This is a genomic window from Aureimonas sp. Leaf427 (assembly GCF_001425485.1).
Classification (GTDB): domain Bacteria; phylum Pseudomonadota; class Alphaproteobacteria; order Rhizobiales; family Rhizobiaceae; genus Plantimonas.
In genome coordinates, this window is record NZ_LMQW01000001.1 from 281,047 (window position 1) to 301,744 (window position 20,698).

The window sequence follows — 20,698 nt, forward strand, 5'->3', positions numbered from 1 at the left end:
CGTGCCCGCCGGCACTTGGCAAGACGCAGAGGGACGCGCCGGTCAGGCCGAGCCTTGGCGCCCGGCAATGCCGCAGGTGAACTTGCGAAGCCGCCATTTGGGGTGCTTGGAAATCCAATCCGCCGCCAGGGACTGGCCGAAGAGGGCGCAGCTCATCAGCGAGCCGTCGAAGGAGACGGGTTCCGGCCGGCATTGCGCGGGGGAGGCATGGAGGCAGACGATCAGCGTGAGCGCGATCATGGCGGCGATCCTGAACGGAATGCCGATGCGCGGACACCGCGCGCATGGGCGATGAAACCAGCCGGGCCGCCCCAAGCGCCGGCATCGGCGCAGAGCGGCACGAAGCGAAACCGCTCCTCCCGGCATTCCCGTTCACCCGCGGATCTGAAGCCCGCGCGACATGCCCGTCATCCGCCCGGCCAGCCTTCATAAGCCTGCCGACACAAGAGGCTAACACGTCTTTTGCAGTGCACAATCGCCCGATCGACAAGCGTCGGCGAACTGTTGCAGATCGGCATCGGCCGCCGGAACCGGGCCTTGCACCGCAGCGTCCTGCGCGGCACGGTCGGGCCTTCGCAACCGCGCCCCGAATCGACCCCGTTCCATGACGCCCCGTCTCCTCGCGACCGTCCTTCTCTTCCTCGGCGCCACCGCCGCGAGCGCGGCGCCCCTGCCGAAGGACGCGGTCTTCGTCGAGGCCTTCGCCGAGACCGCCTTCGGCTCCGAGATCCCCGGCCTCTTCGGCGGCGGCGCCTATCTCAAGCGGTTCGCGGGGCCGATCCGCTTCGCGGTCGAGGACGGCGCGAGCCAGCCGCGGCGGCGCGAGGCGGAAGGCTTCCTTCGGCGGCTCGCCCGCGACCTGCCGGGGCCCGGCGCCCGCCTCGCGCGCGGCCGGGAGGCGGCGAACTTCACCGTCCACATCGTCGATTCCAAGGATTATCAGGCGGTCGGCCGGCGCATCTACGGCAATCCCTTCCTCCGCGTGCCCGGCGCCTGCATCGTGCGATCGAGCTTCGGGCGCGGCGGCATCCGCCGGTCCGACGCGCTGATCGTCTCCGACATGGGCGACGAGCTCTTCCGGCGCTGTCTGTCGGAAGAGGTCGTGCAGGGGCTCGGCCTTCTCGAAGACACCGACCGTCTGCCGGACAGCGTCCTCAACGGCGCTTCGGCGGCCGAGCAGCCCATGCGCTCCGATCGCATCCTCCTCGAAATGCTCTACGACCCCCGCCTCTCGCCGGGCATGTCGCTGGACGACGCCCGCCCGCTGCTCGGCGAGATCGTCGAGGACGCGCGGCGCAAGACGCGCTGACGCTTCCTTAACCACCTTTCCCAACCAACTGTTAACCATAACGAAATACGACCGCGCATCCGGCCCCTCGCGGCCGGAAATTCACCATTCGCTTGCCATTCTTCGTCAGATTCGAGGCGACCCGGGAGACGGGACGCCACCGGCGCCGTCTCCCGCCCATCCGATCCGAGGAGGCCGCCAGCATGCCCGCCACGATGCCCCGTTTCCTTCGCCGACGCCTCGCCGGCACGCTGGCCGTCACCCTGGCGCTGCTCGTGGCGAGCGGCGTCGAAGCGGAGGCGCGCGACCGATACCCCGCCGTCGCCGTCGCGCCGGACCTTGCCAGCGCCTGGACGCTCCAGCTCGCGCCGGGCAGCGGCGTGCGCCCGGGCTATGCGCGGCCCAGCCTCGACCGCCCCGCTCGCACCACGGGTGCCGCGTCGCAGCCGAACGGCCTGCGCTACGGCGCGCGCCGGCCGGCCGCTTCTGCCGTCGCGCCGGGCGTGCGCGGCGTAGAGGCGGCGAGCGCCAGCGGCGTCGCCGCCGCCTACGACTGGACCTGGCGCTCCACGAGCCCGCGCAGCACCGGGCGCGCCGTCAACCGGAGCGACAGGTTCGACCCGGCCTTCCTGCCGCAGGTCGTCGACTATGCCGGCTCCGAAGCGCCGGGAACGATCGTGATCGATACGGAGGCGAAGTTCCTCTATCGAGTGGAAGGCGGCGGCAAGGCGCGGCGCTACGGCGTCGGCGTCGGCAAGCCCGGCTTCGAATGGGCGGGCACGCACCGCGTCTCGCAGAAGAGGGAGTGGCCGGCCTGGACGCCGCCCTCGCAGATGCGCGCCCGCGAGGCCGCCAAGGGACGCATCCTGCCGGTGCGCATGGACGGCGGCCCGGAAAACCCGCTCGGCGCACGCGCCATGTATCTCGGCTCCAGCCTCTACCGCATCCACGGCACGAACCAGCCCTGGACGATCGGCCAGGCCGTCTCCTCCGGCTGCATCCGCATGCGCAACGAAGACGTCATGGATCTCTACGAGCGCGTTTCCGTCGGCACGCGCGTGATCGTGCTATAAGCGCAACAGTTTCATCGAAAGCAGGCGGCGGCGAATCGCTGCCTGCAACATCAAACGGATCGTGCGAGTTCTCTTCCAACCGCATTCTCACGAACCCGTCGCATCGCCAGACACCGCCGCCACCAGACACCGCCCCGAGGACTCGCCCGATCGCGCGCGAGGCCGAAACACTCGACGAGGGACCAAGAGCCTCCATGACCCGCACCCTATCGGCCGCCATCGCCGCGGCGACGCTCCTCACCACGCTGGCCTTCGCCGCACCCGCCGAAGCCGGCAACCGCTACTTCAACCACGCATCCGGCCAGTGGGAGGCCGAGAACCAGCGCCGCATGTCGCCCTCCATGCGCAAGGTCTCGCCGGAGTTCAAGCGCCGCTCCGTCGTCATCGAGACCGGCGAGGCACCGGGCACGATCATCGTCGATAGCGAGCGCAAGTTCCTCTACTATGTCGAAGGCCAGGGCCGCGCGACGCGCTACGGCGTCGGCGTCGGCCGCGAGGGCTTCGGCTGGTCCGGCCAGATGAAGGTCGGCCGCAAGGCGGAATGGCCGGGCTGGACGCCGCCCAAGGAGATGATCGCCCGAGAGCGCGCCAACGGCCGCATCATCCCGCCCTACATGGAAGGCGGACCGCAGAACCCGCTCGGCGCTGCCGCCCTCTATCTCTATCGCGGCGGCCAGGATTCGATCTTCCGCATCCACGGCACGAACCAGCCCTGGACGATCGGCCAGAACATGTCCTCCGGCTGCATCCGCATGATGAACGAGGACGTGCAGCACCTCTACGGCCGCGCCGACCGCGGCACGAAGGTCGTCGTGATCGGCCCGGACGGCGCAGGCCGCGAGCGCGTCTACCGCGAAGCCGGCATCGCCGCGCGCGGCGCCAACCTGCTCGACACGATCTTCGGCGGCGGCTGAACGGTCTTTCGTCACGCCAACCGAAAAGGGCTCGCCGGCGACGGCGGGCCCTTTTCGTCTCGCAATGCTTACTCGGCGGCTTCCAACACCGGCGAGACGCCCGCCAAGCTGGCCGGGCGGGCGCCGCCATAGGCCCAGTCCAGAAGCTCCACCGTGTGGACGATCGGGATCGCGGTGCCGGAGCCGATCTGCGTCATGCAGCCGATATTGCCGGTCGCGATCACCTGCGGCGCCACGCGCTCGATATTGGCGACCTTGCGGTCGCGCAGCCGTGCCGCGATCTCCGGCTGGAGGATGTTGTAGGTGCCGGCCGAGCCGCAGCACAGATGCCCTTCCGGCACGTCGCGCACGGCAAAGCCCGCCGCCGCCAGCAGCGCCTTCGGCGCTTTGACGATTTTCTGCCCGTGCTGCATCGAGCAGGCGGAGTGATAGGCGACGACGAGGCCCGTCGCGCCGCTCGGGCTCGGCAGTTCCATCGCGGCGAGGAACTCGGTCACGTCCTTGGCCAGCGCCGAGACGCGCGCCGCCTTTTCCGCATAGGCGGAATCGAGCCGCAGCATGTGTCCGTAATCCTTGATCGTCGTGCCGCAGCCCGATGCCGTGATCAGGATTGCGTCGAGCCCGCCCGCCTCGATCTCGCGCGTCCAGACGTCGACATTGGCCCGCGCGAAGTCGAGCGCCTCCTCCTCGCGCCCCATATGGTGGACGAGCGCCCCGCAGCACCCCTCGCCCTTCGGCACCACGACCTCGACGCCGAGCCGGCCGAGCAGCCGCACGGTCGCCTCGTTGATGCGCGGGTCCAGCACGGACTGCGCGCAGCCCCGCAGCAGCGCCACGCGCTTCGACGCCGCGCCCGCCGCACTCGGCCGGTGGACGGAGGGCTCGTTCACCGCCGATGCGGCGGGAATCGATGTCGGGGCGAGGCGCAGCATCGCGGCCAGCGGCTTCAGCGGCGCGATGCCGGCGAAGAGCGGGATCAGCGGGCGCGCGAGCCTTGCCAGGACGAGGCTCGCCCGGAACCGCCCGGGATAGGGCAGCACCCGCGCCAGAACCTCGCGGATCGCCCGGTCGATCAGGGGCCGCCGATAGGTCTTCTCGATATGGGTGCGCGCGTGGTCGACGAGATGCATGTAGTTCACGCCGGACGGGCAGGTCGTCATGCAGGCGAGGCAGGACAGGCAGCGGTCGATATGCTTGACCACCTTTTCGTCCGCCGGCCGGTCGTTTTCCAGCATGTCCTTGATGAGGTAGATGCGCCCGCGCGGACTGTCGAGCTCGTTGCCGAGCGTCACGTAGGTCGGACACGTCGCCGTGCAGAACCCGCAATGCACGCATTTGCGGATGATGGATTCGGACTCCGCGACGGCGGGATCGGCGAGCTGGGCGGGGGAGAAGGTGGTTTGCATTCAGGCAATCGTCTCCATCGCGGACTCGGACTCCGACTCAAACAGAAATTCGATCGAGTAGCGCATCAGCTCGATGCTCGGGACCACCCGCGCCGCCGCTTTGACGCGCCGGTCGAAGTCGTGCGCGACGAGGATTCCGCGCACGACGCGCCCTGCTTCCTCGACCGCCACGTCGCCCATGTAGCCGAGGATCTGGCCGATGGCCCGGCTATCGGCCGTACCCGCCTTGAGTTCGATCACGACGAGCTCGCCCGCGTCGTTCTCGCACATGATGTCGATGAAGCCGGACGAGACGGAGCGTTCGGCACCATCGTCGATGATCGTCAGCGACGCATCGAGCTTGGCGATACTCCGGCGCAGTTCGGCTTGCATATCCCGCTCCAGCGCGAATCGCTGCCGAGCCTGATCGGCATCGACGGGTGCGTGCACGATGCTGGGCGCAACTTTGTCCGGGACGGAGGCGTCGGCGTTGGACGACAGGAAGGTCGCATAACGCAGCGCGGCGCCTTTGTAGGATTGCAGGCTCTTGCGAATGCTGCCTTCGAGCTGGAGCTTGGATGGATTGGGAAGATTGCGTCGCTCATCTTCGACCCCGTAGGTCAATTCCTTGATGACATTTCCCAAGGTGCCGCTCGCGAGATGGGCCGCCAGATCGCCGTACGCTTCTTCGACTTTACGAACCCGGTAGAGCTGAGCCACGCGGGTGTTGACGGCATATTGGCGGGCAACGAGCCAATCCTGATAGTCATCGCGCATGGAAGCGCTCGGCGATCCGCAAGGAGGCCAGCCTGAGCGTAGCCCTTGCCCTCTCGAGCCCCACTGATGGAAACTCTTCGGCGATGTCGAGGATCGTACGTCCGGCGATCAGATTTTCGAAAAGCGCGCTTACGGGAACCTCGGTTCCCTTGAAGACCGGGAGCCCACCGAGGTCATCGATCTTGCGCTCGAAAAGATCGTTCTCTTCCATGGCGTAAAGTTCCTTCCCGGGCATGTCGCTCGACTCTAACCCATCCGCCCTGGATTGAGCACGCCCGCGGGGTCGAACTGGTCCTTCAGACGCCCCGCCAGCGCGGCCAGAGCCGCCGGCTGAGGCTGGAAGACCGGCGTCGCGGCGCGGACGGCGTCGCTCGCCCGAACCAGCATCGCATGGCCGCCGCCATGGCGCTCGACCGCGGCGCGCACGAGTTCGGCTTCCGGCTCGCCCTCGAGGCGCAGCCAGACGAGACCGCCCTGCCAGTCGTAGAACGCATCGACCGCCATCGCCATGCGAAGGGCCAGAACCACGTCCGGCCCGCGCGTCGGCGCGACCGAGAGCCGCCAGACCGGCCTGTCCGTGCCGTCGGCGAAGGGAACGACGTCGCGGATGTCGCGCCAGAGGGCCCGGCTCGCCTCGCGCTCCAGGACCTCCAGCCACCCGACCCGGGCGAGCGCCGGCCCGAGATGGGCCGCGCGTGCGGCGACGGAAGGGCCGAAGCCCTCCAGCCGCAGACAGGTCGCCGCCTCCGCGCCGAGCGCTCCCGCGGCAACGCGCGACGCGACGTAGCGCGGCAGGTGGGCGGCGCCCGAGACTTCGGCGGAAGAGCCCATGGCCGCCGCCATCGCGCCGGCCGCGGCGGCATCGTCGAGCCCGCGCAGGACCAGCGTCGTCTCCGTCTCCGCCTTCGGCAGAACCTTGATCGTCGCGTCCGTCAGGACGGCGAGCGTGCCGAAGGAGCCGGTGAGACCCTTGGAGAGGTCATAGCCGGTGACGTTCTTCACGACGCGCCCGCCCGCCTTGAAGACTTCGGCACGGCCGGAGACGGCGGCGACGCCGAGCACATGGTCGCGGGCCGCACCCTGCTTCAGCCGGCGGGGGCCGGAGAGGTTGCAGGCGAGAACGCCGCCGAGCGTCCCCTGCCCTCGGGCCATGCCGAACAGCGGCCCATAGTCCAGCGGCTCGAACTCCAGCCGCTGCCCCGCCTCGTCCACCAGCCGCTCGATCTCGGCGATCGGCGTGCCGGCCCGCGCCGAAAGGACCAGCTCGTCCGGCTCGTAGAGCGTGACGCCCGAAAGGCCGGCGAGCGAGAGCGTGCGCGCCGCCTGCACGGGCCGTCCGAGCCCGCGCTTCGAGCCGGTCCCCTCGATCGCCAGCGGCTCCCTTTGCGAGACGGCGGCCGCGACGATCTCGCGCACCTCCTCGACGCTCTGTGGAACGAGGACCGTGCGGTCTGAGGTATCGATCGCAAGGCTCATGGGAAGACGGCACCGTGGTGATGGGCTGCAAGGCGGGCGGCAAAGCCGAGACGGGAGCGGTTCCTAAAGCTCATCGCTCGTCTCTCAGAACCGCGGCAGGTCGGGAAAGGCGACCTGGCCCTTGTGGACATGCATGCGGCCGAGTTCGGCGCAGCGATGGAGGACGGGAAAGACCTTGCCTGGATTGAGGAGGTGCTTGGCGTCGAAGGCGCATTTGACGCGCTGCTGGTGCCGGAGATCGTCCTCGGAAAACATTTCCGGCATGAGGTCGCGCTTCTCGATGCCGACGCCGTGCTCGCCCGTCAGAACGCCGCCGACGGAGACGCAGAGGCGCAGGATGTCGTTGCCGAACTCCTCGGCCGCCTCCAGCTCGCCCGGCTTGTTGGCATCGTAGAGGATCAGCGGGTGGAGGTTGCCGTCGCCGGCATGGAAGACGTTGGCGACCTTCAGACCGTATTTTTCGGACAGCGCCTTCATGCCGGCCAGCACGGTCGGCAGTTCCTTGCGCGGAATGGTCCCGTCCATGCAGTAGTAATCCGGCGAGATGCGCCCGACCGCCGGAAAGGCGGCCTTGCGCCCGGCCCAAAAGGCGGCGCGCTCTTCCTCGCTCGTCGAGACGCGGCAGGTGCCGGACCCGTTGGCGAGCGCGATGGCCTCGACCTCGGCGAGAAGATGATCCACCTCCGCGCGCGGCCCGTCGAGCTCGACGATCAGCAGCGCCTCGACGTCGAGCGGATAGCCGGCATGAACGAAGGCCTCCGCCGCTTCGATGGCGGGCCGGTCCATCATCTCCATGCCGCCGGGAATGATGCCCTTGGCGATGATCGCCGCGACGCAGGCGCCGGCCTGTTCGGAGGAGGGAAAGCCGATGAGCACCGCGCGCGCCGTCTCCGGCGCCTGCAGGATGCGCACCGTCACTTCCGTCACGACCCCGAGCAACCCTTCCGACCCCGTCATCAGGCCGAGCAGATCGTAGCCTTCCGAATCCAGATGCTTGCCGCCGAGCCGGACGACCTCGCCCTCGATCGTCACGAACTCGATGCCGAGCACGTTGTTGGCGGTGAGCCCGTATTTCAGGCAGTGCACGCCGCCCGAATTCTCCGCGACATTGCCGCCGATCGAGCAGGCGATCTGCGAGGAGGGATCGGGGGCGTAGTAGAAGCCGCGATGCTCCACCGCGCGGGTGATGCCGAGATTGGTGACGCCCGGCTGCACGGTGGCGCAGCGATTGTCGAAGTCGATGTCGAGCACGCGGTCGAAGCGCGAGAGGACGAGCAGCACCCCGTCCTCCAGCGGCAGCGCGCCGCCGGACAGAGAGGTGCCCGAGCCGCGGGGCACGACGGGAATGTCGCGCTCATGGCAATAGCGCAGCACCGCCGCGACCTCGGCGACCGTCTCCGGCAGAACGACCGCGAGCGGCAGCTGGCGATAGGCGGTCAGCCCGTCCGTCTCGAAGACGCGCATCTCCTCGCGCGCCTCCACCACGCCCTCCCCCGGCACGATCGCCTTCAGGCCGGCCACGATCTCGGCGCGGCGGCTGAGGATGGCCTCGCTCGGCTTCGGCATCAGGACGGACATGGAACAGGCTCCTTCTCGCCCGGACGAGGCGCCGCGATCACCGAATCTAGAAGCATGCGGCTTCGCGTCCATGAAGCGCGGCAACTGGTAGCCCAGTCTCGCATTCGGTTTGGAATCCGTCTACATCAAGCCTGACGCGAACTGGGAGATCAATGGGATGGGCAGCAACGCAGCGACAGGCCCGGCCGGCCCGGCCTCGAAGACCGGCCCCCGCGTCGGCCTCTTCGTGACCTGCCTCGTCGACCTGTTCCGCCCGAGCGTCGGCTTCGCCGCGCTGAAGCTCCTGGAGGATGCCGGCTGCACGGTCGAAGTGCCGGCGAACCAGACCTGCTGCGGCCAGCCCACCTATAATTCCGGCGACCGCGCGGACACGGCCGCCATCGCCAAGTCGGTCATCGAAAGCTTCGAGGGCTTCGACTACGTCGTCGCGCCCTCCGGCTCCTGCGCGGCCATGCTGAAGCGCCACTATCCCGAGCTCTTCACGGGCGATGCCGAATGGGAGCCCCGCGCCGACGCCTTCGCGCCGCGCGTCTTCGAACTCGTCAGCTTCCTCGTCGACGTTCTCGGCGTGACGGAGGTCGAGGCGGCGGTGAGCGCCACGGCCACCTATCACGATTCCTGCTCGGGCCTTCGCGAGCTCGGCGTGCGCGCCCAGCCCCGCGCCCTCCTCGGCAGCGTCGACGGGTTGGAGCTGAAGGAGTTGCGCGACGCCGACGTCTGCTGCGGCTTCGGCGGCACGTTCTGCGTGAAATATCCCGACATCTCCAACGCCATCGTCACCAAGAAGTCGAAGGCGATCGAGGAGAGCGGCGCCGACATGCTGCTCGCCGGCGATCTCGGCTGCCTCATGAACATGGACGGCAAGCTGAAGCGCCGGGGCGTCGCCATGGAGGTCCGCCACGTCGCGGAGGTCCTCGCCGGCATGACCGACACCCCGCCCATCGGTGGCAAGCTGTGAGGTCGATGACCCTGCGATGCGCGTGCGCCCTTGGCTTCGATGAGTTAGAATGCCCGTCGATCCACGATCGCGGAGCCCGACCATGAGCCTGGCGAAGGACAGACCCTATTATCCGCAGCCGGCGGACTACGAGGACGACACCTATTCCTGGGCGATGGAGCAGGCGCAGCTCTTGAGACTGGGCCGCTTCTCGGAACTCGATCTTCCCAACCTGATCGAGGAAATCGAGGGGATCGGCCTCGAGACGAAGCGACAACTGAGCTTCCACTATCGCGATCTCGTCGCTGCACTCCTCGAATGGCAGGCTTTGCCGGCGGATCGAAGACCGGCACTCGGCCGGGAAATCCTGGAGGCGCGGATCGGCATTCTGGACGAGGAACGCGAAAGTCGCTGGCTCCGCGACAACGCTGGCAGAATGATTCAGGAGGCGTATCCGCCTGCCGTACGGCTTGCGATGGCGGGAACAGGCCTGCCGCGAGAGCGCTTCCCCTACGAGTGTCCCTATTCTCTGGCCTTCCTTCGCGATCTCGATGCCATGCCCATGGGCTCGTTCTCTTCAACGATTTCGAAGGATGACGCGGCCTGATGGTCGGCAAGAGCAAGAAGCGAGGTCAAAGATCAAGCTATCGATTGCTGATGCTGCATCTCCTGAAATGGGAATTTCAGCCCGAACGCCGTTCGCGCTCCTGGCGAAACACCATCGACCGGGAACGGGAGAACATCATCGATTACGAAGAAAAGGGCAAAGGGCGCAGGATCGGCGAGGCCGACTTCGATGACCTCTACCAGTCCGCTCGTCGGCTGGCCGCGGACGAAACCGGTCTCCCCCTCGGCGCTTTCCCGTCCTTATGCCCCTATTCCCTCGACATGCTCCGCGACCTTTCAGCGATGCCGGACCCAAGCCCATGCAGATGACATCCCACGCCTTCAAGGCGAACTCCGTCGCGGCGCTGGCCGACCCGGCGCTCCAGCGCGCCATGGCCAATGTCGAGACGAAGTTCGTCGACAAGCGGCGCCTCGCGGCCGAGGCGCTGCCGGAGTTCGACGCGCTTCGCGACAATGCGGTGGCGATCAAGAACCACACGCTGAAACATCTCGACCTCTATATCGAGGCCTATGCCGCGAAGGTGGAGGCGGCCGGCGGCGTGGTGCACTTCGCCGAGGACGCGGCCCATGCGCGCGCCATCGTGCTCGACATCGCGAGGCGGCGCGGCGCCAAGACCGTGACCAAGGGCAAGACCATGGTCTCCGAGGAGATCGGGCTCAACGATTTCCTGACGGAGAACGGCATCACCCCCGTCGAGACCGATCTCGGCGAATACATCATCCAGCTGCGCGGCGAGCATCCGAGCCACATCATCGCGCCCGCCGTCCACGTCAACCGCGACCAGGTGGAGGCCGACTTCCGGCGGTTCCACACCCATCTCGATCCCGCGCGCGACCTCACCGAGCCGGTGACGCTCCTTTCCGAAGCCCGCGCGATCCTGCGCCAGAAGTACGGCGAGGCCGATATCGGCGTCACCGGCGCGAACTTCCTGATCGCCGAGACCGGCACCTCCGTCATCGTCACCAACGAGGGCAACGGCGACCTGACGCAGCTGCTCGGCAAGTGCCACGTCGTGCTCGCCTCGATCGAGAAGATGGTGCCGACCCTGGAGGACACCGCGCAGATCCTGCGCCTCCTCGCGCGCTCGGCGACCGGCCAGGAGGCGAGCGTCTACACGTCCTTCTCCACCGGGCCGAAGCGGCCCGACGACCCGGACGGGCCGGAGGAGTATCACGTCATCCTCCTCGACAACGGGCGCACGGCCATGCTCGGCACCGAGTTCGAGGAGATGCTCCGCTGCATCCGCTGCGGCGCCTGCATGAACCATTGCCCGGTCTACCATGCCGTCGGCGGCCACACCTATGGCTCGGTCTATCCGGGCCCGATGGGCGCGGTGCTGACGCCGAGCCTGTCCGGCATCCACAAGTCCGGCCACCTGCCGAACGCCTCCACCTTCTGCGGCCGCTGCGAGAGCGTCTGCCCCATGCGCATTCCGCTGCCGAAGATGATGCGCCACTGGCGCGAGAAGGAGTTCGAGGGCGGCCTCCAGGCCAAGCCCGCGCGCGCCGGCCTCCTGCTCTGGGCCTATGCCGCCCGCCGCCCGCGCCTCTACCGGCTGGCCGTCTCGCTCGCCATGCCGATCCTCTCGCGCATGGCGGGAAGCCGCCACCGCTTCAAGAGCCTGCCGCTCGCCGGCGGCTGGACGAAATGGCGCGATCTTCCGGCGCCGGAGGGCCGCACCTTCCAGCAGCAATATGCCGAGCGCTTCGGGCGCGATCCCGCCGCCAAGACGGGAGCGGCGCGATGAGCGGCTCTTCGAGGGACGCGATCCTCTCGCGCATCCGCGGCGCGGTCGGCGCGCGGCCGCGCGACCCCGAGCGCCTCGCCCGCGTCGAGGGCAGGCTCGCCGGCGCCCCGCTCGGCATCATTCCGGCACGTGGGCAATTGCCGCCGGAGGAGCGCGTGACGCTCTTTTCCGCCATGGTGGAGGCCGCGAGCGCGACGCTCTCGCGCGTCGCAAGCTACGAGGAGGTGCCGGCCGCCGTCGCCGAATGGCTACGGGCGGCGAACCAGCCGGCGAGCTTGCGCGTCGGCGCCGACGCGCGCCTCGCCAAGGCCGATTTCGGGACCACGACGCTCGACGTCAGCCACGGCCCGAGCGCGGGCGACGATCTGAACGGCCTCTCCCATGCCGAGGGCGGCATCGCGGAAACGGGCACGCTGATCCTGCTCTCCGGGCCGGACAATCCGACGAGCCTCAACTTCCTGCCGGAGAACCACATCGTCGTCGTCGCGGCGAAGGATGTCTTCGGCGACATGGAGGCGCTCTGGCCGCGCCTGCGCGAACGCTACGGCAAGGGCCAGATGCCCCGCTCGGTGAATTTCATCACCGGCCCGTCCCGGTCCGCCGATATCGAGCAGACGCTGCTTTTGGGCGCCCATGGCCCGAGGGCACTGCATGTGGTGATCGTCGGAGACGCCTGATGTCTCGAGGCTGGTGCCGGGAGAACCCGGCTCCAGCCTCGATCGAGCGCGTCAGAACAGCGTTCCCTGGCCGCCCAGCACGGCCTTCGCCGCCCGTTTCGCGGGGCGCGGCTTTGCCGCGGTCGCCGCCGTCGCGTCCGGGCTGATGGCGCCGGTCGCGATGGCCGAGCGGCGCTGGTCGGCGGAGAACTCGACCTCGAACTCCAGGCCGGGCACGAGGTCCTCCGCGCGGGTGATCGGGCGGTTGTCGGCATCGCGGATGATCGCATAGCCGCGTTTGAGCACCTGACGCGGGTCGAGGCTCGCCGCGATGCGCGCGGCCGACAAAAGCGCGGCCCGGTTGCGCGTTTCCAGCCCCTCCATCGCGCCGTCGAGCCGGGTGGCGAGCGTGTCCAGCCGGTGGCGCGAGGCGGCGGCCATGGCGCCGATCTGATGCGGGCGCAGCTCCGCCACCGTGCGGTCGAAGGCCTGGCGCCGCTTCCAGACGAGGCTCTGGAGCGCGTGCAGCGCGCCGCCCTCGCCATGGCGCAGCTCAGCCCGCTTGTGCCGCACGAGCGCTTCCAGATTCTGCGGCGACAACCGGGCCGCCGTGCCGCCGAAGGCGCGGCGCTTTTCGCCGACGGCGAGCGCGAGGCAGCGGCCGATCTCGTTGGCGCTCTCGTCGAGCCTTCGGCGCGGCAAGGCCAGCAGCATGTCCGGCGTCGGCAGGCCGCGCGCCAGCGCCGCCACGCCCCGGCGCTCCTCGGCAAAGCGGCGCGAGATCGCGGCGGAATGGCGCGCGTGAAGCGCGGCGATGCCGGCGAGGAGATCGGCGCGCACGGGCACCGCCATCTCGGCCGCGCCCGTCGGCGTCGGCGCGCGCCGGTCGGCGGCATGGTCGATCAGCGTCCAATCGGTCTCGTGGCCGACCGCCGAGATCAGCGGAATGTCGGACGCCGCCGCCGCGCGCACCACCGCCTCGTCGTTGAAGCCCCAGAGGTCCTCCAGGCTGCCGCCGCCGCGCGCCACGATGATGAGGTCCGGCCGGGGCAGGCCGTTCGAGCCGTCGAGCGCATTGAGGCCCGCGATGCCGGCGGCGACCTCGTTGCCCGACGTCTCACCCTGCACGCGCACGGGCCAGACGAGGAGATGGACGGGAAAGCGGTCCGCGATGCGGTGGCGGATGTCGCGGATGACGGCGCCGGTCGGCGAGGTGACGATGCCGATCACGCGCGGCATGTAGGGGATGGGCTTCTTGGCGCTTTCGGCGAAGAGCCCTTCCGCTTCGAGCTTCTGGCGCCGCTCGTTCAGGAGCGCCATCAGCGCGCCCGCGCCGGCGGGCTCCATCTGCTCGATGACGATCTGATACTTCGAGGAACCCGGATAGGTCGTGAGCTTGCCGGTCGCGATCACCTCCAGCCCTTCCTCGGGCTTGAAGGCGAGCTTACCGAAGCTCGTGCGCCAGACGACCGCCTCGAGACGCGCGCGGTCGTCCTTCAGCGCGAAATAGGCGTGGCCGGAGGAATGCGGGCCGCGATAGCCGGAAATCTCGCCGCGAACGCGCACATGGTCGAACCGCTCCTCGACCGTGCGCTTCAGCGCGCCCGAGAGTTCGGAGACGGAATATTCGAAGAGATTGGAGGCCGGCTGGTCGGTCTGGCTCATCGGATGCTTTTCGGGAAAGCCGCGCCGTTTGGCAAGCGGCCGGTCCTCACCAGCCGGCGGCGGCCATGGAAGGGCGCGGGCGCGGCGCGCGGATCACGCGCGCCTCGGGCAGGCGCCGCGTCGCCGGCGGCTCGGCGGGCTGCGCGAGATTCTCCAGGCTGTCGCGGATGTGCGAGACCAACGCGTCGATGACGGGCTTGTCCGACGTCTTGCCCCGCAGCATGCCGATCTCGGCATCGGGCAGCGTCGGAAAGCCGTCGGCCTCGCCGAGAACGCGCATCCCCGAGCGCAGCGCGCATTCGGGCAGGACGCTGACCGCGAGCCCCGACAGGACCGCGGAGGTGACGATCGTCGCCGACCAGGAGGTGAAGAGGATGCGGTGCGGGCGCCCGATCGCCTTCAGCGCATCGATGCACTGCGTGCGCCACTGGCAGTCCGACCGGCCGATGGCGAGCGGCAGGACCGGCTCCAGATGCACGTCGTGGGCGGCGGAGGTGACGAAATGCAGCGGCTCGCGCCGCACGATCTCGGCCTGCGCCGAGCGGCTGACGCAGACGAGCGCGACATCGAGATGGCCCTTCTCGACATGCTCGATGAGGTTGATGGAAGGCTCGCAGGCGATCTGCAGCTCGACCTTCGGGTTGGAGCGCGAGAAGCGCGCCATGATCTCGGGCAGGAGACGCTCGGCATAGTCGTCGGGCAGGCCGATGCGCACATGGCCCTCGATCTGCTCCTCGTCGAAGGCCGACAGGGCCTCGATGCTCAGGCTCATCATCTTGCGGGCATAGATCAGGAGCCGCGAGCCCTCGTCGCTGAGGCGCACGTTCCGCCCCGTGCGCTCGAAGAGCTGCACGCCCAGCCGATCCTCCAGCTTGCGCATCTGCATCGAGACGGCCGACTGCGTCTTGAACACCTCGTCGGCGGCGCGCGTGAAGCTGCCGGTGTCGACGATGGCGACGAAGGTGCGCAACTGGTCGAGATCGAGCGGAGCTGCCATCGAGAGATCCTCATGCCGGACGAAGGCCGCCGCAGGAAAGGGAGCCGGCCGTCGCATCATCGAAGCTGATACCGATCATAAGCAACATTCGTTGGATTGATCAATCGCTCCCCTCTAAATCTCATCCTGTCAGACAAGACCGACGCCGACCCCAGCAACCGCCGGAAGATGAACCTTCCCGTGGACCGGCGGAGCCTTGCCCGACGAGACCCGCGATGAACGCCTGAGGGCCCGAAGGAGCCTTGCGCCATGACCATCTTCACGAGACAGACGCCGACCCGGCGGCTCACGTTCCACCTGCCCTCGCCGATGATTCTGTGGGCGGCCGCACGGGCCATGGTGAAGACGGCCATGAACCGCCGCGCCGCGCGCCATGTCGGCGATCTGCCGGACTACCTTCTCACCGATATCGGCCTGAAGCGTGACGACGTCCACGAGGCTCTGCAGCAGAGCTGGAGAAGCGATCCCACCTATCAACTCGCGATGACAGCTGCCAAGCGCCGCCGCTCGGCATGATCGACCGCCAGTCCCGCAACCCCGATACGTGAACGGCCCGCATCTCGCGGGCCGTTTTCGTTTGGGGGGGACGATGTCTCGACGCCGATCAGAACGAGGTGCCGTCGTCCTCGTCGACGCTCGGCAGCGGCGCGGTCGCCATGACCTTGTCGATCCGGCGACCGTCGAGATCCATGACCTCGAAGGTCCAGCCCTCGTATTCGACGCTCTCCCCGACCTCCGGGATGTGACCGAAGCGCTCCAGCATGAAGCCGGCCAGCGTCTCGTAGTCGCGCTCCTTCGGCATGCGCAGCTTCTCCACCACGCGCTCCACGTCGTCGATCGGCATGCCGGCGTCCAGAAGCCAGGAGCCGTCGTTGCGCTGCACGGCGCTGTACTCGTCCTCCAGCCCCTCCGGCATCGAGCCGGCAATGGCGACGAGAATGTCCGTCGGCGTGACGAGACCCTCGAAGGACCCGTATTCGTCGAGCACGATCGCCATGTGGAGATGGGAGGACCGGAAGCGCTCCAGGAGCTTCAGGATCGGCATGGTCTCGTTGACGAAGAGCGGCTCGCGCAGCGCCAGCGTCAGGTCGATCGTGCCGGTGCGGCGCATCTGCTGGAGAAGGTCCTTGGCCTGGACGACGCCCACGATGTCGTCGTTCTCCACCCCGATCACCGGCAGGCGCGAATGGCCGGACGAGTTGACCTCGTCGAGAATGTCCTCGGGCGTGTCGGTCGATGAGATCCAGGCGGCGTCCGGGCGCGGCACCATGATGGAGCGCACGGTGCGGTCCGCGATGCGCAGGACGCCCTCCAGCATCTCGCGCTCCTTCTGCTCGAAGACGCCGGACTGCGTGCCCTCCGCGATCATCGCCTTCACGTCCTCTTCCGTCACCATGTTCGTGTCCTCGGTCGAGGCGCCGAAGATGCTGGAGACGGCCATGGTCGAGACGCGCAGGAGCCAGACGACGGGCGCGCCGACGACGGCGAGGCCCGCCATGAAGGGCGCGACGAAGGCCGCGATGCCCTCCGGGTGCTTCATCGCGAAGCGCTTGGGCACGAGCTCGCCGAAGATCAGCGAGAGATAGGTGATGATGATGACGACGATGATGAAGGCCGCCGTATCGGCATAGGCGCCGACGCCCGTGATCGGGCGCAGGAGATCGGCGAGCGGCGTGGCGAAGACCGAGCCGCCGTAGGCGCCCGCGAAGATGCCGACGAGCGTGATGCCGATCTGGACCGTGGAGAGGAAGCCCGTCGGGTCCTCGGTCAGTTCGAGCGCGCGCTTGGCGCCGCGCTTGCCTTCGGCCGCCATCTGCTGGAGGCGCGAGCGTTTCGCCGAGACCATGGCGAGTTCGGACATCGCGAAAAAGCCGTTCAGAACGATCAGCAAAAACACGATCAGGGCATTGAGCAGAAGCATCGGTCCACCGGTCACGGGCCGAATGGCCCAGGCGTCGTTCCAGATAGGACGGCAGCCCGGCAAGCCAACCACGATGCGCGAGGGGATCGCACGCCGAGTGGCCCGCAAGCGGACGCGCGGACACGGCAAGCGCCCGACGACGCCCTCCCATACCAGAGGATCGGGTGCAGCGCGATATGGAATGCTGGAACCTGCAAGCTTCGGCGGGCGGACGGCTCGTCCGCGGCGGTCGCGCCGGCGTCAGGACGCCTTGGACGGCCGGCCGTAGCGCTCGAACAGCGCCGCCATCTCGCGCGCATAGCCGTCGCCGAGACTCTGCCCCGAGCGCATCAGACCTTCCACGAGATCGCCGGACGGGGCGGGTGCCGCGGGCTCTGGGGCCGGCGGCGGCGGCGGCTCCTTCTGCGCGGCCGCGCCGCTCATGCCGTCGGCGAAGGCCTTGAACATGGCCGCGAAGGGCGCCATCGGGTCGATCGGCGGCGGGGCCTTGGGGCTTTCCGGCTTCTTCGCTTCGGCGGCCGGGCCGGGCTGCATCCAGGAGAGGCTCGCCTTCAGCGACTGCGAGAAGACGTCGGCCATGCCGCCGAGGGGGCCGGCCATCGGGTTCGCGAAGGCGGCGCCCCGCCCGCTGTCGGACGGGCGCGAAAGCGCCTCGACGGCGTTCGCCCCGCGCCGCATCATCTCGGCCGTCGCCCCGCCGAGATCGCCGGTGGCAAGGCCCGCCGGCGCGTTGCGCGTCAGATTTTCCATCGAGGTGCGGACCATGGCCTGCATCGTCAGGGCGGCAAGCCCCGGCATCAGCTTCTGCAGCGTGTCCGGCGCGATCCCGGCGACGAGCGAGGCCTGTCGCGCGACGGCCGAGACGAGCGCATCCGAGCCGAAGAAGGTCTTGGTGAAGATCTCACCGGCATGGCCCTGCCCGGGCGTCGCGCCGGACAGCCCGGGCACGAGGCCGTAGAAGGCCTTCGACAGGTCCTGCCAGCTCTTCGGGTCGGCCAGCGCGTTCTGGAAGCCGATGGCGAAGGCGGGTGCCAGCGCCTGCGTCGCCTTTTCCAGCTCCTTCTGGCTCAGCCGGAACTGTTCGGCCAACGCCTCCCCGAAGAGCCGGGGATCGGTGACCGTCAACCAGTCGTCGAAGCTCGCCATGACCGTCTCCCGAGCGCTTCGCGTCATGTCCCGCGAAATGTCACGCTCCGATGCCGAGCATGACCGCCTTCGACCCGCCTGCCAAGCGGAAGGCGCACGCCGCACGTTGTGCTCACATGCTTTTCGCGCATTCCAAGCCGCGCCGGCATGTGTTTGCGGTTTCGCGCGACCGGCGAAGCTGCCGACCTCCCCTTTCAAGGGAGGAGATCAGGCCGATCGCAAACGCTTGCCCGATCAGTAGGTGAGGTGCCGGAAGAGACGGTCCATGGAGCCGTCCCACTCGCCCTCGTAGCGCCGGACCAGCTCCTCGGCCGAGGTCGTGCCGCGGCCGACGATGTCCTCGAGGGGGCCGAGGAAGATGCTTTCGTCGAACCCGTCCTCGTTCAGCCGCTTGCGGGAGACGAGCCCCCGGCGGGAGATGTCGAGAACGGCGCGCGCGACGTCGAGCATCGTGCCGCCGCGGAACGGGGTGCGAAGACCGGAACGCGGAACCTCGGCGCGCAGCGCCGCGACCTCCTCGAAGCTCCAGTCGGCGGTCAGGCTCGCGGCGTCCGCCAGCGCGGCCTCGTCGTAGAGAAGGCCGACCCAGAAGGCGGGCAGCGCGCAGATGCCGCGCCAGGGACCGCCGTCGGCCCCGCGCATTTCCAGGAAGCGCTTCAGGCGAACGTCCGGGAAGAGCGTCGAGAGATGGTTCGTCCAGTCGCCCATCGAGGGCTCGGGATCGGCGATCTCGCCCTTCAGCGCCCCGTCGAGGAACTGGCGGAACGTCACATGCGTGGCGTCGTGATAGCGGCCCTCGCGCATGACGAAGTACATCGGCACGTCGAGCGCCCAGGTCGCGTAGTCGGCATAGGTGAAGCCGGGCTCGAAGACGAAGGGCAGAAGCCCCGAGCGCCGGTTGTCCACGTCCGACCAGACGTCGGAGCGCCAGGAGACGAGACCGTTCGGCGTTCCCTCCGTGAAGGGCGAATTGGCGAAGAGCGCGGAGGCCAGCGGCTGCAGGCGCATGCCGACCTGCATCTTGGTGCGCATGTCGGCTTCGGAGGAGAAGTCGAGATTGACCTGGATCGTCGTCGTGCGAAACATCATGTCGAGGCCGCGCGTGCCGACCTTCGGCATGTAGCGCTCCATGATGGCGTAGCGCGACTTCGGCATGCGCGGCGTCTCGGCCAGCGTCCAGAGCGGGCTGGAGCCGAGGCCGAGGAACTCGATGCCGAGCTCGCTTGCGACCTTGCGCACATCCGCCAGATGCCGGTTCGATTCGCGGCAGGTGTCGTGGATCGTCTCGAGCGGCGCGCCGGAGAGCTCGAACTGGCCGCCCGGCTCCAGCGAGATGGCGCCCTCGCCCTCCCCGCCGGCAAGGCCGATCAGCTTGCCGTCGTCGACGATCGGCTCCCAGCCGGAGATCGCCTGCATGCCCTCCAGAAGCTTGCGGATGCCGCGCTCGCCTTCGTAGGGAACGGGCGAGAGGTCGCCGGGATAATAGCCGAACTTCTCGTGCTCGGTGCCGATCCGGAAATCCGCCGGCGGCTTCTCGCCGCCCTTCAGATGGCCGACGAGGTCGTCGAACGACGCCACCGGCGTCATGTCGGTCGTGTCGCGCGCCATGCAGTCGTCCTCGAAACGCTCGGGCCCGCCGCTCGCGGCCTCCCTATGGTTCCGGCTGTCTCCATTTTTTCAGGCGCGGGCGCAAGAGCTTTCGATTGAACGCCGGGTTGCGCGAGGGCCGCCTTCAACCGTCCGACCAGTCCCCGACGCTGGCCTGCACGACGGCGAGCGCGGCCACCGCCGCCGTGTCGGCGCGAAGAATGCGCGGCCCGAGCGAGATCGCGAGCGTCGCGGGATGGGCGAGGAGAAGCGCGCGCTCGGGTTCCGAGAACCCGCCTTCCGGGCCGATCAGAAGCGAGATCGGCCGGCGCGGCGCCGCCTTCAGCGCCTCGATCGCGCTGCCCTCCGGCGCCCGCTCGTCGCAGAAGACGAGGCTGCGGCCGGCATCGAAATTCGCCAGCACCTCGGCGAGCCGGATCGTCGGCGCGATCTCGGGCAGCGCCAGGATGCCGCACTGCTCGGCCGCCTCCACCGCATTGGCGGCGATGCGGTCGAGGTTCACGCGCGGCGCCTGGACGTGCTGCGTCAGCACGGCCTGCAGCCGTCCGGCGCCCATCTCGACGGCCTTCTGCACCATGTAGTCGAGCCGGGCCTGCTTCAGCGGCGCGAAGAGATAGTGGAGGTCCCCCGCCGGCACCTGTTCGCGCAGGCGCCGGAGCGGGCGAAGCGTCAGGCGCTTCTTGGAGAGCGGCACGAGCTCGGCGCGCCACTCCCCGTCGCGTCCGTTGAAGAGAAGCACGGTGTCGCCGGCGCCGAGGCGCAGGACGTTCTGCAGATAGTTCGCCTGGGCCGGCTCGGCCTCGATCGCCATGCCCTCGGACAGATCCGCCGCCACGTGAAGGCGCGGGCTCTTGAAATCGTGATCGGGCATGGACGGCGATGCGCTCCGCGAAACGGGGGGT

21 protein-coding genes are annotated in these 20,698 nt (G+C 68.8%); 9 read left to right on the top strand and 12 right to left on the bottom strand.

The annotated features are described in order from the left end of the window. Positions 1–42: 42 nt before the first annotated feature. On the bottom strand, positions 43–240 hold the full coding sequence (locus ASG62_RS01140) for a hypothetical protein (protein WP_056694582.1): 198 nt from the start codon (positions 238–240) through the stop codon (positions 43–45). A 364-nt stretch (positions 241–604) separates the two neighbouring features. Here ASG62_RS01140 and ASG62_RS01145 point away from each other — a divergent pair, with 364 nt between their 5' ends. The 3 genes from ASG62_RS01145 (at position 605) to ASG62_RS01155 (ending at position 3,275) form a co-directional block, all read left to right on the top strand. Then, positions 605–1,309: a DUF2927 domain-containing protein gene (locus tag ASG62_RS01145; RefSeq protein WP_056694581.1), complete on the top strand. Its 705-nt coding sequence runs from the start codon at positions 605–607 to the stop codon at positions 1,307–1,309. A 182-nt stretch (positions 1,310–1,491) separates the two neighbouring features. Further along, positions 1,492–2,361 carry a L,D-transpeptidase gene (locus tag ASG62_RS01150; protein WP_413814166.1) on the top strand — a complete coding sequence of 290 codons (870 nt, stop codon included), beginning with the start codon at positions 1,492–1,494 and terminating at the stop codon, positions 2,359–2,361. Between the two features lie 194 nt (positions 2,362–2,555). Then, positions 2,556–3,275, top strand: coding sequence for a L,D-transpeptidase (locus tag ASG62_RS01155; protein WP_056694580.1), 720 nt, complete (start codon positions 2,556–2,558; stop codon positions 3,273–3,275). 68 nt (positions 3,276–3,343) lie between these two features. Here ASG62_RS01155 and glcF read toward each other — a convergent pair whose 3' ends face one another. The 5 genes from glcF to ASG62_RS01180 form a co-directional block, all read right to left on the bottom strand. Further along, positions 3,344–4,681 (bottom strand): glycolate oxidase subunit GlcF, encoded by a 1,338-nt coding sequence (gene glcF / locus ASG62_RS01160; RefSeq protein WP_056694579.1) that lies wholly within the window; start codon positions 4,679–4,681, stop codon positions 3,344–3,346. Next, positions 4,682–5,437, bottom strand: coding sequence for an endonuclease NucS domain-containing protein (locus ASG62_RS01165; protein ID WP_056694578.1), 756 nt, complete (start codon positions 5,435–5,437; stop codon positions 4,682–4,684). Then, a complete protein-coding gene (locus ASG62_RS01170; protein WP_057180248.1) occupies positions 5,427–5,648 on the bottom strand; it encodes a DUF433 domain-containing protein in 222 nt (73 codons plus the stop codon). The genes ASG62_RS01165 and ASG62_RS01170 overlap by 11 nt, the downstream gene beginning before the upstream one ends. A 35-nt stretch (positions 5,649–5,683) precedes the next feature. Continuing rightward, complete coding sequence (glcE, locus tag ASG62_RS01175; RefSeq protein WP_056694576.1) at positions 5,684–6,913, bottom strand: glycolate oxidase subunit GlcE; 1,230 nt, start codon at positions 6,911–6,913, stop codon at positions 5,684–5,686. An 84-nt stretch (positions 6,914–6,997) separates the two neighbouring features. After that, entirely contained in the window at positions 6,998–8,491 is a 1,494-nt protein-coding gene (locus ASG62_RS01180; RefSeq protein WP_056694575.1) for an FAD-linked oxidase C-terminal domain-containing protein, read from the bottom strand. Between the two features lie 157 nt (positions 8,492–8,648). Here ASG62_RS01180 and ASG62_RS01185 point away from each other — a divergent pair, with 157 nt between their 5' ends. The 5 genes from ASG62_RS01185 (at position 8,649) to ASG62_RS01205 (ending at position 12,480) form a co-directional block, all read left to right on the top strand. Further along, positions 8,649–9,449, top strand: coding sequence for a (Fe-S)-binding protein (locus tag ASG62_RS01185; RefSeq protein WP_056694981.1), 801 nt, complete (start codon positions 8,649–8,651; stop codon positions 9,447–9,449). A gap of 82 nt (positions 9,450–9,531) precedes the next feature. Continuing rightward, the gene (locus tag ASG62_RS01190; protein ID WP_056694574.1) at positions 9,532–10,035 is read left to right on the top strand and encodes a DUF29 domain-containing protein; all 504 of its coding nucleotides are present in this window, start codon (positions 9,532–9,534) and stop codon (positions 10,033–10,035) included. Further along, the gene (locus ASG62_RS01195; protein ID WP_056694573.1) at positions 10,035–10,364 is read left to right on the top strand and encodes a DUF29 domain-containing protein; all 330 of its coding nucleotides are present in this window, start codon (positions 10,035–10,037) and stop codon (positions 10,362–10,364) included. Before ASG62_RS01190 ends, ASG62_RS01195 begins: the two co-directional genes overlap by 1 nt. Next, positions 10,355–11,803, top strand: a complete 1,449-nt coding sequence (locus tag ASG62_RS01200) for a LutB/LldF family L-lactate oxidation iron-sulfur protein (RefSeq protein WP_056694572.1) — start codon at positions 10,355–10,357, stop codon at positions 11,801–11,803. The genes ASG62_RS01195 and ASG62_RS01200 overlap by 10 nt, the downstream gene beginning before the upstream one ends. Then, on the top strand, positions 11,800–12,480 hold the full coding sequence (locus tag ASG62_RS01205) for a LutC/YkgG family protein (RefSeq protein ID WP_056694570.1): 681 nt from the start codon (positions 11,800–11,802) through the stop codon (positions 12,478–12,480). Before ASG62_RS01200 ends, ASG62_RS01205 begins: the two co-directional genes overlap by 4 nt. A 51-nt stretch (positions 12,481–12,531) precedes the next feature. On the opposite strand, the gene xseA is transcribed toward ASG62_RS01205, so the two are convergent. Beyond that, on the bottom strand, positions 12,532–14,124 hold the full coding sequence (gene xseA, locus ASG62_RS01210) for an exodeoxyribonuclease VII large subunit (RefSeq protein ID WP_056694567.1): 1,593 nt from the start codon (positions 14,122–14,124) through the stop codon (positions 12,532–12,534). A 46-nt stretch (positions 14,125–14,170) separates the two neighbouring features. After that, complete coding sequence (locus ASG62_RS01215; RefSeq protein WP_056694975.1) at positions 14,171–15,121, bottom strand: LysR family transcriptional regulator; 951 nt, start codon at positions 15,119–15,121, stop codon at positions 14,171–14,173. 249 nt (positions 15,122–15,370) lie between these two features. Here ASG62_RS01215 and ASG62_RS01220 point away from each other — a divergent pair, with 249 nt between their 5' ends. Beyond that, positions 15,371–15,637: a DUF1127 domain-containing protein gene (locus tag ASG62_RS01220; protein WP_056694565.1), complete on the top strand. Its 267-nt coding sequence runs from the start codon at positions 15,371–15,373 to the stop codon at positions 15,635–15,637. 88 nt (positions 15,638–15,725) lie between these two features. Here the strand turns inward: ASG62_RS01220 and ASG62_RS01225 are convergent, their stop codons facing one another. The 4 genes from ASG62_RS01225 to ASG62_RS01240 all read right to left on the bottom strand — a co-directional run bounded on the left by ASG62_RS01225 (position 15,726) and on the right by ASG62_RS01240 (position 20,667). Next, the gene (locus tag ASG62_RS01225) at positions 15,726–17,042 is read right to left on the bottom strand and encodes a hemolysin family protein (protein ID WP_056694563.1); all 1,317 of its coding nucleotides are present in this window, start codon (positions 17,040–17,042) and stop codon (positions 15,726–15,728) included. A gap of 240 nt (positions 17,043–17,282) precedes the next feature. Then, complete coding sequence (locus ASG62_RS01230; RefSeq protein WP_156385353.1) at positions 17,283–18,215, bottom strand: hypothetical protein; 933 nt, start codon at positions 18,213–18,215, stop codon at positions 17,283–17,285. A gap of 207 nt (positions 18,216–18,422) precedes the next feature. Then, positions 18,423–19,796 carry a glutamate--cysteine ligase gene (locus ASG62_RS01235; RefSeq protein WP_056694560.1) on the bottom strand — a complete coding sequence of 458 codons (1,374 nt, stop codon included), beginning with the start codon at positions 19,794–19,796 and terminating at the stop codon, positions 18,423–18,425. Positions 19,797–19,920: 124 nt separating this feature from the next. Continuing rightward, positions 19,921–20,667, bottom strand: a complete 747-nt coding sequence (locus ASG62_RS01240; protein ID WP_056694558.1) for a 16S rRNA (uracil(1498)-N(3))-methyltransferase — start codon at positions 20,665–20,667, stop codon at positions 19,921–19,923. Positions 20,668–20,698 lie beyond the last annotated feature (31 nt).